Here is a 12,585-nt window from a genome sequence, read left to right as displayed (position 1 = left end):
CGCGTCTTCACCGCCGTCGAACGGCCGTGACGGTTATACGGGCTCGCCGACGAACATGGGGAGAATGAGTGCCTCCGAGCCGTACGAGCTACTGCTCGACCAGGCGCAGGACAAGGTCGCCCTGTTGAGCGTCGACGGCGAGTACACGTACGTCAACGCGGCCGCGGAGGAGATCCTCGGGTTCGAGCCGGACGAGCTCGTCGGGACGAACGCCTTCGGGTACATCCACCCCGACGAGCGAGAAGCCGTTCGGCGCACCTTCGAGGGGGCGATCCGGACCGACGAGTTCACGGAAGTCACGGCGGAGTACCGCCACCGGGCCGAGGACGGCTCGTGGGTGTGGCTGGAGAGCCGCATGTCGAACCTCACAGACGGGGAGCTCGACGGGTTCGTCGTCAGCTCGCGGGACATCACCGACCGCGTGGCGGCCGAGCGCGAGCGCGAGGAGGCGACCGCGCACCTCCGGGAGATCGCCGCGGTCTCAAGCGACGTGCTCTGGATGTTCGACGCCGAGTGGTCGGAGCTGCTCTTCGCGAACCCGGCGTACGAGGAGATGTACGGGGCCTCGCTCGACGAGCTCCGCGGCGACCCCGCGACGTTCCTCGACGCGGTCCACCCCGAGGACCGCCCCGCCGTGAGGGAGTCGATGGAACGGCTCTCCGCGGGCGAATCGGTCGACATGGAGTACCGAGTAAACGCCGCGGAGAACTACAAGCGGTGGGTCTGGGTCCAGGGCGAGCCGATCGTCGAGGACGGCGAGGTCGTCCGGATCACGGGGTTCGCGAAGGACGTCACGGACCGGCGGCGGCGCGAGCGCCAGCTCGTCGTGATGGACAACCTCCTGCGCCACAACCTCCGGAACGACCTCAACATCGTCCTCGGGGCGGTCGAGGAGCTCGAAGACGAGGTCCCCGAGTCGGCGGCACACACGGCGGTGATCCGGCGGGTCGGCGAGAGCCTCCTCGACACCGCACGGAAGGAGCGGGAGGTGATCGAGCTCATCACCGACCAGCGGGAGACCGACGCGATCGACCTCCGGAGCGTGGTCGAGGAGGCCGTCGAGACCGTCCGCGAGCGGTATCCGGAGGGGTCGATCGCGGTCGGGGAGCTCGACGCGGTCGTCGTCGACGGGCGCTGCGAGCTCCGCTCGGCGGTGATCGAGCTCTTAGAGAACCCGTTCCAGCACGCGGACGACGGGAGTCCGACGGTGACGGTGCGCCTCCGCCGCACCGAGGGGGGCGCCGAGCTCGTCGTCGAGGACGACCTCCGACCGATCCCGGCCATCGAGGCCGACGTGCTCACCGGCGACCACGACATGAGCCACGTGTACCACAGCAGCGGGCTCGGCTTCTGGCTCGTCTACTGGAGCGTGGAGCTGTCGAACGGGAGCGTGTCGGTCGCGGTCGGCACGGAGGTCGATACGGAGGCCGGCGAACCCGGTGAACGCGGCTCTGCGGGCGACGACCGCGGCAACCGGATCACGGTGTCGCTGCCGCGCGCGGCGGAGTGAGCGGCGGTCCGCGCGAACGCGGGCCGGCGGTTACCAGTCCGGCCCGAAGTCGGGGTTGAGCTGGCGGTCGGTGCGGCCGAGGTCGTCGATCGCCGCGACGTCCTCGTCGTCGAGGTCGAGGTCGACGCTGGCGAGGTTGTCGCGGATGTGGTCGATCCCGGTCGCCTTCGGGATGGCCGTGACGCCGGACTCGCGGAGCCACGCGAGGCTCACCTGCGCAGCGCTGACGCCGTGCTTCTCCGCGATGTCGACGATCGCCGGGTCGTCGAGGACCTCGCCGCGCGCGAGCGGCGAGTAGGCGACCAGCTCGACGCCGTTGGCGTCGGCGTACTCGCGGAGCTCCTCCTGGCGGAGCAGCGGGTGCATCTCGACCTGGTTCGCGAACGGCGCCTCGCCGAGCGCGTCCGCCGCGGCGTCGAGGTGTTCCGGCTCGAAGTTGGAGACGCCGATGCGGTCGATGAGGCCGTCGTCGCGCAGCTCGGCGAACGCCGGCAGCGTCTCTTCGGGCTCGTACTCCCCGGCCGGCCAGTGGACGTACATGAGGTCGACCGAGTCGACCCCGAGCGTGTCGAGGCTCTCGCGGGTCGACGCGGCCACGTCGGCGGGCGCGAGGTTGTCGATCCACACCTTCGACGCGAGGAAGACGTCCTCGCGGTCGACGTCGCTCTCCGCGATCCCCTCGCCGACGGCCGCCTCGTTGCCGTAGATCTGGGCGGTGTCGACGTGGCGGTAGCCGGCGTCGAGCGCGTTCGCGACCGACTCGGTGCACTGGGCTGGCTCGTCGTTCTCCCACGTGCCGAGCCCGAGGACGGGCATGCCGTTCCGGGTCGGGACCGCGGGCTGCTGCTGTTGGTCTGTCATCGCCCGCCTCTACTCGCGTGAGCCGAAAGTCGCTTGCGGTAGGGGCGGGCGCGGCCGGGTCGCGGCGCGAGGCGCCGGGCGTCGTCGGGGGGCGAGCGTCGGGCCGGACCGGTCGCCGTCGGGCGCCGCGATCACTCGACCTCGTCGACGAGCACGAGCATGTACCCGACGACGGCGAGGTCGATCACGAGGTTGACGGCGGGCGCGGCGGCGCCGTCGCCGGCCCGGAGCGCGAACAGGACTTGGCCCGCAGCCAGCATCGCGGCGACGCCGAAAAACAGCGCCGTGAGCCCGACCGCCCGCGGTCGAAGCCGGTAGAGGCCGATCGCAGCCCAGCACTTCACCGCGCCGATGCCGGCGACCGGAACGCCGACCAGGAAGAGCGGGCCGAGGGCCATCAGCAGTCCGCTGCCGAGGTCTGCCAGTCCGCTGAGCAGGCCGACCGTGGCGACGAGGGCGACGCCGAATCGACGATCGTCGGACTCCTCGTTCGTCTCGTCGTGGGAGGGCGTCGAGCGGCCGCTTCCGCGCCGCTCGGCTTCGCCGAGTGGCATGTCGGGGTCCAGCGCGAGCGACGGGATGTGTCTTTGGGTCGGCGTCGCGTGATCGGCGGCGTCCGGACGCGACCGACGCGTCGGTTACTCCTCGGCGAGCAGCGCCCGCGAGGAGTTCGTCACCACGAGCAGGCTCGACGCGCCCATCGCGACGGCGGCGAAGAGGGGGTTCAGCAGGCCGGTCGCCGCCAGCGGGATGGCGACCGCGTTGTAGCAGAACGCCCAGCCGATGTTCCCCTTCACGCGCCGGCCCGCCGCCCGCGCGAGCTCGAAGACGGTCGCCACGGAGCCGAGTTCGTCGTCGACGATCGCCACGTCGGCGGCGTCGGCCGCCATCGCGGTGCCGCCGCCGAGCGCGATCCCGAGGTCGGCCGCCGCGAGCGCCGGCGCGTCGTTCGTGCCGTCGCCGACCATCACGGTGACGCCGCGCTGCTTCAGCCGCCCGACGGCCTCGGCCTTCCCCTCCGGCGGCACGCCGGCGAACACCGACGAGACGGCGTCGTGCTCCGCGAAGACCGTCGCGGCGCGCTCGTCGTCGCCGGTGAGCACGATCACCTCGACGCCCGACTCGTCGAGCGCGGTCACCGTCTCCTCCCAGCCCTCGCGCAGCTCGTCGCCGACCACCACGAACCCCTCCGCGGCGCCGTCGCGGCCGACGGCGACCGGGACGCGCCCCACGTCGCGCGCGGCCGCGACCGCCTCGCGGACCTCGTCGGGGACGGTCCAGCCCCGCTCGTCGAACAGATCCGGGTGGCCGACGACGACCTCGACGCCGTCGACGACGCCGGAGACGCCGCGGGCGTGGCTCTCGAAGGACTCGACCGCGGGAGCGTCGCCCCCGTCTCCGGACTCGCCCACCGCCGCCGCGGCCCCGCCGTCGGCGACCGCCGGCGTCGCGCCCTCGTCGCCCGCCTCGCCGGGACCGGCCTCGGCCGCGTCCGCCGCGGACCGCGCCGCCGCGATGGCCTGCCCGACCGGGTGCGCGGACCGCGATTCGAGGGCGGCCGCGAGCCGGAGCAGGTCGTCGTCGACCTGCCGCTCGATCGGCCGCATCTCGCCGGTCGTCAGCGTGCCGGTCTTGTCGAAGACGACCGTGTCCGCGTCGCGGATCCGCTCGAAGACGGTGTCGTCGAAGACGACGACGTTACGTTCGAGCGCGTCGCGGATCCCGGCGGCGACGGCGAGCGGGGTCGCCAGCCCGAGCGCGCAGGGACACGAGACGATCAGCACCGTCAGTCCGACGAGCATCGCGTCGGTGGGGGCGCCGCCGAGCGCGAGCGACGCCCCGGCGGCGACCGCGGCGATGACGAGGACCGCCGGGACGAACACGGTCGCGAGCCGGTCCGCGAGCTTCTGGACGCCGTGGTTCCCGCTCTGGAGGTCGTAGACGAGCTCGGCGACGCGGTCGAGGCTGGAGGCCGCGTCCGGCCCGACCGCGACCGTGAGCGAGCCGTCCGCGACGACGGAGCCGCCGACGACCGGGTCGCCGGCGACCTTCCGGACCGCCAGCGACTCGCCGGTGACGACGGACTCGTCGACCGCGGCGTCGCCGTCGACCGCCTCGCCGTCCACGGGGACCCGCTCGCCGGCCCGGACGAGGAGCCGGTCGCCCGGTTCGAGCGCGTCGACGGCGACGGACTCCGTCTCGCCGTCGCCGGTCAGCCGCCGCGCGTCGTCGACCTGGACCGCGGTGACCTCGGAGAGGAGCGCCGTCGCCCGGTCCTTCACCGAGTCCTCGTAGTGGTTCCCGACCGTGACGATGACGACGATCGCGACGGTCACGTCGTAGTATATCGAGGGCGACTCGACGAAGATCACCGCGAGCGTGCTGTAGAGGTACGCGCTCACCGCGGCGATGGCGACCAGGAGGTCCATGTTCGGCGAGCGCGTCTTCGCGCTGACGTACGCGCCGCGGAGGATCGGCTTCCCGGTGAAGAAGAGGACGATGGTGGTGAGGACGCCGATGACGATGAAGAAGTACGTGCCCGAGGTCGAGGCCATCGCCTCGTCGAGGTACGTCAGCGTGCGCTCGTCGTAGAACGGGAACGCGAAGTACGTCGGGTAGATGAGGACGATGTACTGCAGCATCACCGCCATCCCGACGAGGACGCCCGCCGCGAGCCGCGCCGTCGCCATGTTGCTCGCCTGCCGCCTGGAGAAGGCGTCGTCGCGGGCGTACGCGCTGTACCCGAGCCCGCTCACCGTCTCGGTGAGGTCGTCGATCGTGACGGCGTCCGGGTCGTGGTCGATCCGCACCGTGTCGGTGACGTAGCTCGCGCTCGCGCCGCTGACGCCGTCGGCGTCGGTCGCGACCGTCTCGATGAACGCCTCGCAGGTCGCGCAGTGCATCCCGTCCACCTCGAGGAACGCCGCCTCGTGGCCGTCGGGCACGTCGCGGTCGCCGTCGGCGTCCGTCTCGTCGCCCGCGGCACCGTCCCGCTCCCGTCGCCGCTCTCGGACCGCATCGGCGTTCACGTCGGCGTCCCCGAGGGCGCCGTACACGTCCCGGCAGCCGGTACAGCAGAAGCGGTTCTCCTCGTCGTCGGTCACGTCGACACCCTCGGTCGGGAGCTCGCAGAGGGTACAGGCGGCGGGGTCGTCGGGCGCGCCCGCGGCGCCCTCGGTCGCGCTCATCTCACATCCCTCCCATCATCCCGGCGTCGAGCGGGTTCCAGAACGGGAGCCGCGGGTGCGGCACGTGGATCCCGACCGACATCAGCCCGTGCGCGAACAGCACGTAGCCGAGCGCGACGAACGCGAGGCCCAACAGCCGGTGGATCCGGCGGCGGTGGGCCGGGTCGACGCTCTCGATCAGCGTCCCGTAGGCGAAGACGGCGGGGATCGTCCCGAGCCCGAGGGCGCCGAGCGCGACCCCGCCCGCGACCGCGGAGCCGCTCGCGAGGGCGTACAGGTACGCGGGATAGAGGATCGGACAGGGGAGCAGCCCGTGGACCGCGCCGAGCGCGACGATCCCCGGCCCGTTCGCGAGGCGGTCGACGTGCCCCGTGAGCCAGCCCGTGACGCGTTCGAGCCCGGGGAGGTGGACGCCGCCGGTCGCGCCGCCGAGGAGGTACCGGACGCCGACGGCGATCACGGCCGCGCCGACGAGGAGCCCGACCCCGCCGCGGACCGCCGTCGCGGCGCCGGTCAGCGTCGCCGTCGTGACGAGGACCGCGCCGCCGAGCGCGCCGAGGAGGGTTCCGATCGCCGCGTAGCTCGCGGCCCGCCCGAGGTTGAACAGCGCGTGCTGGCGCACCTCGTAGGTTGTCAGGTGCCCCTCGCGGCCGGTCTCCGCGCCGGCGACGCCGGCCGCGCTCGGCTCGCCGCCGTCCGTCCGCCCGCCGTCGGCGTCCATCCGGCTCGCGTAGACGGTGACGAGCGGGCCGCACATGCCGATACAGTGGGCTCCGCCGAGCAGTCCGATGGCGGCGAACAGCAGCACGTCGGTCCCGAGGAGCGGCGAGAGGGCCATGCGAGTCAGTCACCTCCCGTTCGGTGCGCGGGCGTGAATGGGTTTCGCTGCCGGGGGTCGGCCGAGCGGGGCGCGGTGCGGCGGTCGGCGGCGGGACGGAGCGACGGTCGGCGGGCGGCGTCGACGCTGATCACGCCGATCACTCCTCCACGACGACGGTGCCGAACATGCCGCCCTCGCGGTGGGGGATACAGACGTACTCGTAGGTCCCGGGGACGGTGAACGTGTGCTCGTACCGGTCGCCGTTCTCCAGTCGCCCGCCGAAGTCGGACTGCCACGCCGACAGCGCGGCGTCGTAGTCGTCGAAGCCGCCCGAGGCGAAGAACTCGGCGTCGTCCGGGATCCCGCCGTCCGTCGCGGTGACGGTGTGGGCCCGCGCGCTCGTGTTCTCCCAGACGACGGTGTCGCCGACCGAGACCGTGACATCTCGCGGCTGGTACGCGGCGGCGAGCATTCCGACGTCGTAGTCCGGCTCGCCGCCGACGCCGGCGCACCCGGCGAGGCCCACGGCGGCCGCGGCGCTCGCGACGCCGCCGGTCCGTCGAAGGAACCGTCTGCGATACATACCTTACCTGAGCGCCTGAGGGGTTTCAATACCGCGGTCGACCCCGCCGCGTGGGAACGGATCCGTCCCCGGGGAGCCCGTCCCCGCGGAGCCGTTCGCGGCGGGGCTCACCCGCCGACGAGGTCGTCGAAGACGCGGCGCTGCGCCGCCGCGAGGTGCTCCGAGAACGTCGCGCGAGCGATGCCGATGGCGTCGGCCACCTCCGTCGCGCTCGCCTCGCGGGGGTGTTCGAAGTAGCCGAGCCGCTGGGCGGTCCGGACCACCTCGCGCTGGCGCTCCGTGAGCCGCCCCAGGTCGACCACGACGGGGTCGGACCGAGTGTCGGCGCCGCCGGAGCTGGTGAGCCGTTCGAGCCGGACCGAGCCGCCGGTCGCCTCCAGCGCGTCGATCACGTCGCCGAGCGGGTCGGCCGCGGGCAGCGACAGCCGGAGGCGGACGCGGTCCGGCGCCGTGCGGACCGTGACCGACGAGACGGGGTAGCCGAGCGACTCGACGGCGTCGGACGGGAACTGGCCCGCCGCGCGGCTGCGGCAGCGGTAGACGAACTCGTCGCCGCCGTCGAAGACGAGCTCCGCGTCGACCGCGCGGTCGGCGCGGAACTGCGAGACGACCGCCCCGTCGACCCGGACGCGGTCGACGTCCTCCGCGACCGCGCCCGGCGGGAGCGCCGCCGCCACCGGCGCGGGGCTCGGGTCGTGAACGACCACCTCGACGCGGACTCCGGCGCCGCCGCGACCGCCGGCCCCGGACCGGTCGGCGGCTCGGGACGCGTCGGACCCGCTCCGCGCGGCCCCAGAGCGCGCGAGACCGTCGGAACCGGGGTGGCCGGCGGTACCGGGGCTGTCGGCGGTATCTGGGCTGTCGGCGGAGCCGCCGTCCGACGACCGCGACCGCCGTTCCATGTATCGATCCTGTGCCCGAAGCCGGAAAAAAAGGAAGCCGAACGAGTACGCGTCGCGGCGGCTCGTCGGAGCGCCGAATAAAGAGCCGTCGAGAGTTGGCAATCACACTCAGGGCGCGAGCCCCTACCGACCCCATGAGCGACGAGCCGCTGCGCGGAGCCTCGGTGGGAGTGGTCGGCGGCGGCGTCGGCGGGCTCTCCGCCGCCGCCTACCTCGCGGCCGGAGGCGCGGAGGTGACGCTGTACGAGCGCGCAGAGCGCGTCGGGGGAGTCGCCGGTCGGTTGGAGCTGGACGGGTTCCGGTTCGACACCGGCCCCTCGTGGTACCTGCTCCCGGACCTGTTCGAGCGGTTCTTCGAGGACTTCGGCCGGTCGCCCGACGAGTTCTACGACCTGCGTCGGCTCGACCCGCACTACCGGGTGTTCTGGGACGACGGCGACCGCGCCGACGTGCCCGCCGACCCGGCCGCCGCCGCAGACCTCTTTGAGTCCTACGAGCAGGGCGCCGGCGAGGCGTTTGAGCGGTACCTCGACGACGCCGAGCGGGCGTACGACGCCGGGATGGAGCGGTTCGTCCTCCCCGGGCGGTCGCGGTTCCGCGACTACCTCTCGCTCGACGTGCTCGCGGGCGGCCGCGAACTCGACCTGCTCTCCAGCCTCGACGAACGGGTGCGGTCGTACGTCGACCATCCGAAGCTCAGGCAGCTGCTGGAGTACACGCTCGTCTTCCTCGGGGGGTCGCCCCACAACACGCCGGCGCTGTACCAGCTGATGAGCCACGTCGACTACGGGCTCGGCGTCTACTACCCGATGGGCGGGATGTACGAGGTGGTCGAGGCCGTCGCGGCGGTCGCCCGCGACGCCGGCGCCGACGTTCACACCGGCGTCGAGGTGACGGGCCTCGAACCGGTCGACGGCGGCGTCGAGGTCGAGCTCGGCGGCGACCGCTACGTCCACGACCGCGTGGTCTGTAACGCGCCGCCCGCCCACGTGGAGCGCGAGCTGCTCCCCGAGGGCACCGTCTCGCGGCTCGGCGACTACTGGGAGCGGCGGACGTACGGCCCCTCGGCGCACCTGCTGTACCTCGGCGTCGAGGGCGAGCTACCGGAGCTGGCGCACCACACGCTCGCGCTCCCGACGGACTGGGACCCGCACTTCGCGGCCATCTTCGACGACCCCGCGTGGCCGACCGGCGAGACGGAGCCGGTCGTGTACGTGAACGTCCCGTCGCGGACGGACCCCTCGGTCGCCCCCGACGGCCACGAGGCGGTCGTGACGCTCGTGCCGCTCGCGCCCGGGCTCGACGACACGCCGGACCGGCGGGCGGCGCTCAGGGAGCGCGTCCTCGACGCGGTGGACTCGCGGGCCGGCGTCGACCTCCGCGACCGGATCGTCGCCGAGGAGTCGGCGTGCGTCTCGGAGTTCGCGGCGCGGTTCGACCAGCCCGGCGGGAGCGCGCTCGGGCTCGCGCACACGATGCGACAGACCGGACCGCTCCGCCCCGGACCGCGCGTCCGCGGGACCGACCGCCTCTACTACGTCGGCGGGAGCAGCAATCCGGGGATCGGCGTGCCGATGTGCCTGCTCGGCGGGGAACACTGCGCGGCCGCGGTCGAGGCAGACGTCGCCGGCGGCCCGCTCGACCGGCTGCCGCTGGTCGGACGTTGAGCACGGAAAGAGTCGAAACGCGCGTCCAAATACGCGTTCTGGAACGGTAATATATCAAAAAATACGGGGAGAGGCGGGAGACTGTCAGAAAAACCTTACCAGTCAGGTTAGTACATTTAATAAACACGCCACGTGTAATAGAACGTCGCATGATAGAAACAGCAGCGGCCGACCTCCTGGCGCAGAGTACCGTTCCGCTCGAAATGACGCAGACCGAGGTATTCCAGTTCATTCAGAGCAACACCCTCCTGGCCTCGTCGCTCTGGATCAACATCGCCCTCGCGGGGCTGTCGATCCTCCTGTTCGTCTACATGGGACGGAACGTGGAGGACCCGCGCGCCCAACTGATCTTCGTCGCCACGCTGATGGTACCGCTGGTGTCCATCTCCAGCTACACGGGGCTCGTCTCCGGACTCACCGTCAGCTTCCTCGAGATGCCGGCCGGCCACGCGCTGGCCGGCGCGGGCGCCGGCCCCGAGGGCGGGGTGTTCACTCCGTGGGGTCGGTACCTCACGTGGGCGTTCTCGACGCCGATGATCCTCGTCGCGCTCGGCCTGCTCGCCGGCTCGAACCTGAGCAAGCTGTTCACCGCCGTGGTGGCCGACGTCGGGATGTGCGTCACCGGGCTGGCCGCCGCGCTGACCACGTCCTCGCTCCTGCTGCGCTGGGTCTGGTACGGCATCAGCTGCGCGTTCTTCGTCGTCGTCCTCTACATCCTGCTCGCGGAGTGGGCGAAGGACGCCGAGGTCGCCGGCACCGCCGACATCTTCAACACGCTGAAGGTGCTCACCGTCGTCCTCTGGCTCGGCTACCCCATCTTCTGGGCCCTCGGCGCCGAGGGGTTCGCCGTGCTCGACGTGGCGATCACCTCGTGGGCGTACAGCGGGATGGACATCATCGCGAAGTACCTCTTCGCGTTCCTCCTGCTGCGCTGGGTCGTCGACAACGAGCGGACCGTCGCCGACATGGCCGCCGGTCTCGGCGCGGCCTCCCGCGGCGGCGCGGCGCCCGCCGACGACTGATCGGTCGCGGTCGGTCCCCCGCTATTTTCACCGTCGACGAGCGCCGCGGCCCGGCGTCGGAGAGAAAAGCGCTAAACCCGCGGCGGCGGTGGTGACGGTATGAAACAGGCCATCGTCGCCCGGACGGACGTCGGCATGGGCGAGGGGAAGCTCGCCGCGCAGGTCGCGCACGCGTCGCTGTCGGCGTACCAGGACGCGAGCGACCGGGCGCGGAAGAAGTGGCAGGGCGAGGGGCAGAAGAAGGTCGTGCTGAAGGGGAGCTCCGAGAGCCAGCTCTTCGAACTGGCCGACAAGGCCGACAAGGAGGGGCTTCCGTACGCCGTCGTCCGGGACGCCGGCCACACCCAGCTCGAACCGGGGACCGTCACCGCGCTCGCGGTCGGCCCCGCCCGCGACGACAGCGTCGACCGCGTGACCGGCGACCTCCCGCTGTTCTGAATGGCCGACGGCGATTCCCTCCGCGAGGCGCACCCGACGGAGCGCGCGGTCGGTATCGAGTACTACGCCAGCCGCGCCGACGGGATCGGCGGGCGGCTGCGCGAGTCGCCCGAGGACTTCCGGGTCCGGGAGCTGGAGGCGTTCGACGCGGAGCCGCTCGACGCCGACCCCGGCAGCTACCCCGACCTCGTCGTCCGGGCGACGCTCCGCGACTGGGACACCAACGACTTCGCGCGCCGGCTCTCGGACGCGCTCGGCGTCAGCCGCGAGCGCGTCTCGTGGGCGGGGACGAAGGACAAGCGCGCCGTCACGACGCAGCTGTTCACCGTCCGCGGCGCCGACGCCGACGACCTCCCGGAGATCCGCGGCGCCGAGATAGAGCCGCTCGGCCGGGCGGGCCGGAGCCTCTCGTTCGGCGACCTCGCGGGCAACGCCTTCGAGATCCGCGTCGCGGACGCGGTCGACGGCGCCCCCGAGCGCGTCGCCGAGGCGGTGCGGGACCTCCGGGCGTTCGCGGGCGACGTCAACGGAGTAGACGCGGACGGGACGGACGCGGACGGGAGCAGCGGCCCCGGCGGGGACGGGTCGATCGAGGCGACCGTCGGCGTCCCGAACTACTTCGGCCAGCAGCGGTTCGGCAGCCGGCGCCCCGTCACTCACGTCGTCGGGCTGGCGATCGCGCGGAACGACCCCCGGGAGGCGGTCCGGCTGTACGCCGGGAACCCCGCCGCGGCGGAGCCCGACGACACCCGGGCCGCGCGCGACCGAGTCGACGCGGCGTTCGGCGTGAGCGGCGACTCCGGACCCGACGGCGGGCCCGCCGCCGACGGCACGGGCGACGGCGACTGGGCCGCCTGCCTCGACGCGATCCCCGGCAAGCTCCGGTTCGAGCGCTCGATGGTCCACCGGCTCGCCGACCGCGGCGTCGGCCCCGACGCGCCGCCGGACGACGAGGACTGGTGGCACGCGCTGGAGGCGGTGCCCTCGAACCTCCAGCGGCTGTTCGTCAACGCCGCACAGTCGTTCCTCTTCAACCGGATCGTGAGCGAGCGGCTGCGCCGCGGGCTCCCGTTCGCCCGCCCCGTCGCCGGCGACGTGGTCTGTTTCGCCGACGGCGACGCGCCCGAGGGGCTGTACGCGCCGGACGCCGACCGCCTCCAGCGCGTCGACGCCGACCGGGTCGACGTGGTCTCGCGGCACTGCGAGCGCGGGCGGGCCTTCGTCACCGCGCCGCTCGTCGGCACCGAGACGGCGCTCGGCGACGGCGAACCGGGCGAGATAGAGCGCGAGGTCCTCGCGGACGCCGGCGTCGAGCCGGGCGACTTCGCGCTCCCCGGCGAGTTCGACTCGAACGGGACGCGGCGCGCGGTCCTCCTACGCACGGACCTCGACGTGACGTTCGAGGGCGGCGACCCGCGGTTCGCCTTCGCGCTCCCGAGCGGGTCGTACGCGACCGCGCTCCTGCGGGAGTTCACGAAGCGCGGCCCGCTCGACCTCTGATTGATCCGTATTCGTGGATCACTTCGGGGTTCGCAGGGTCGAAACCACCACGGGACTGTGTTCCGTTCCGAGCCGTTTTTGTGCGACAGCCGTC

At 72.7% G+C, this 12,585-nt stretch carries 11 protein-coding genes; 5 read left to right on the top strand and 6 right to left on the bottom strand.

Annotated features, from left to right (window positions below):
• The first annotated feature begins 64 nt into the window (after positions 1-64).
• Positions 65-1,510: a PAS domain-containing sensor histidine kinase gene (locus EXE48_RS00850; RefSeq protein ID WP_137710587.1), complete on the top strand. Its 1,446-nt coding sequence runs from the start codon at positions 65-67 to the stop codon at positions 1,508-1,510.
• A gap of 30 nt (positions 1,511-1,540) precedes the next feature.
• Here EXE48_RS00850 and EXE48_RS00845 read toward each other — a convergent pair whose 3' ends face one another.
• The 6 genes from EXE48_RS00845 to EXE48_RS00820 all read right to left on the bottom strand — a co-directional run bounded on the left by EXE48_RS00845 (position 1,541) and on the right by EXE48_RS00820 (position 7,864).
• Positions 1,541-2,326, bottom strand: coding sequence for an aldo/keto reductase (locus tag EXE48_RS00845; RefSeq protein ID WP_053771963.1), 786 nt, complete (start codon positions 2,324-2,326; stop codon positions 1,541-1,543).
• Between the two features lie 176 nt (positions 2,327-2,502).
• A complete protein-coding gene (locus EXE48_RS00840) occupies positions 2,503-2,925 on the bottom strand; it encodes a hypothetical protein (protein WP_137710586.1) in 423 nt (140 codons plus the stop codon).
• Positions 2,926-3,009: 84 nt separating this feature from the next.
• Positions 3,010-5,559: a heavy metal translocating P-type ATPase gene (locus EXE48_RS00835; RefSeq protein ID WP_137710585.1), complete on the bottom strand. Its 2,550-nt coding sequence runs from the start codon at positions 5,557-5,559 to the stop codon at positions 3,010-3,012.
• A gap of 1 nt (position 5,560) precedes the next feature.
• Positions 5,561-6,397 (bottom strand): sulfite exporter TauE/SafE family protein, encoded by an 837-nt coding sequence (locus tag EXE48_RS00830; RefSeq protein ID WP_137710584.1) that lies wholly within the window; start codon positions 6,395-6,397, stop codon positions 5,561-5,563.
• 139 nt (positions 6,398-6,536) lie between these two features.
• The gene (locus tag EXE48_RS00825; protein ID WP_137710583.1) at positions 6,537-6,962 is read right to left on the bottom strand and encodes a plastocyanin/azurin family copper-binding protein; all 426 of its coding nucleotides are present in this window, start codon (positions 6,960-6,962) and stop codon (positions 6,537-6,539) included.
• Positions 6,963-7,069: 107 nt separating this feature from the next.
• A complete protein-coding gene (locus EXE48_RS00820; RefSeq protein WP_053771692.1) occupies positions 7,070-7,864 on the bottom strand; it encodes a helix-turn-helix domain-containing protein in 795 nt (264 codons plus the stop codon).
• A gap of 134 nt (positions 7,865-7,998) precedes the next feature.
• Here EXE48_RS00820 and EXE48_RS00815 point away from each other — a divergent pair, with 134 nt between their 5' ends.
• The 4 genes from EXE48_RS00815 to truD all read left to right on the top strand — a co-directional run bounded on the left by EXE48_RS00815 (position 7,999) and on the right by truD (position 12,491).
• Positions 7,999-9,531, top strand: a complete 1,533-nt coding sequence (locus tag EXE48_RS00815) for a phytoene desaturase family protein (protein ID WP_137704767.1) — start codon at positions 7,999-8,001, stop codon at positions 9,529-9,531.
• Positions 9,532-9,734: 203 nt separating this feature from the next.
• Complete coding sequence (locus tag EXE48_RS00810) at positions 9,735-10,553, top strand: bacteriorhodopsin (RefSeq protein ID WP_053771964.1); 819 nt, start codon at positions 9,735-9,737, stop codon at positions 10,551-10,553.
• A 99-nt stretch (positions 10,554-10,652) separates the two neighbouring features.
• Positions 10,653-10,991, top strand: a complete 339-nt coding sequence (gene pth2 / locus EXE48_RS00805; RefSeq protein ID WP_053771694.1) for a peptidyl-tRNA hydrolase Pth2 — start codon at positions 10,653-10,655, stop codon at positions 10,989-10,991.
• Positions 10,992-12,491: a tRNA pseudouridine(13) synthase TruD gene (gene truD, locus EXE48_RS00800; protein ID WP_053771695.1), complete on the top strand. Its 1,500-nt coding sequence runs from the start codon at positions 10,992-10,994 to the stop codon at positions 12,489-12,491.
• Positions 12,492-12,585 lie beyond the last annotated feature (94 nt).

The sequence above is a fragment of the Halorubrum sp. ASP1 genome (assembly GCF_005435135.1).
Taxonomy (GTDB): domain Archaea; phylum Halobacteriota; class Halobacteria; order Halobacteriales; family Haloferacaceae; genus Halorubrum; species Halorubrum tropicale.
The sequence above is the reverse complement of the archived record's forward strand: the minus strand, read 5'-3'. Positions and strand labels throughout refer to the sequence as shown.

Excerpts from the sequence above, each read along its gene's own strand:
- EXE48_RS00815 (WP_137704767.1), top strand. The coding sequence starts at position 7,999 with ATGAGCGACGAGCCGCTGCGCGGAGCCTCGGTGGGAGTGGTCGGCGGC.
- EXE48_RS00850 (WP_137710587.1), top strand. The coding sequence starts at position 65 with ATGAGTGCCTCCGAGCCGTACGAGCTACTGCTCGACCAGGCGCAGGAC.
- pth2 (WP_053771694.1), top strand. The coding sequence starts at position 10,653 with ATGAAACAGGCCATCGTCGCCCGGACGGACGTCGGCATGGGCGAGGGG.
- EXE48_RS00810 (WP_053771964.1), top strand. The coding sequence starts at position 9,735 with ATGACGCAGACCGAGGTATTCCAGTTCATTCAGAGCAACACCCTCCTG.
- EXE48_RS00835 (WP_137710585.1), bottom strand. The coding sequence starts at position 5,559 with ATGAGCGCGACCGAGGGCGCCGCGGGCGCGCCCGACGACCCCGCCGCC.
- EXE48_RS00845 (WP_053771963.1), bottom strand. The coding sequence starts at position 2,326 with ATGCCCGTCCTCGGGCTCGGCACGTGGGAGAACGACGAGCCAGCCCAG.
- EXE48_RS00825 (WP_137710583.1), bottom strand. The coding sequence starts at position 6,962 with ATGTATCGCAGACGGTTCCTTCGACGGACCGGCGGCGTCGCGAGCGCC.
- EXE48_RS00830 (WP_137710584.1), bottom strand. The coding sequence starts at position 6,397 with ATGGCCCTCTCGCCGCTCCTCGGGACCGACGTGCTGCTGTTCGCCGCC.
- EXE48_RS00840 (WP_137710586.1), bottom strand. The coding sequence starts at position 2,925 with ATGCCACTCGGCGAAGCCGAGCGGCGCGGAAGCGGCCGCTCGACGCCC.
- EXE48_RS00820 (WP_053771692.1), bottom strand. The coding sequence starts at position 7,864 with ATGGAACGGCGGTCGCGGTCGTCGGACGGCGGCTCCGCCGACAGCCCA.
- truD (WP_053771695.1), top strand. The coding sequence starts at position 10,992 with ATGGCCGACGGCGATTCCCTCCGCGAGGCGCACCCGACGGAGCGCGCG.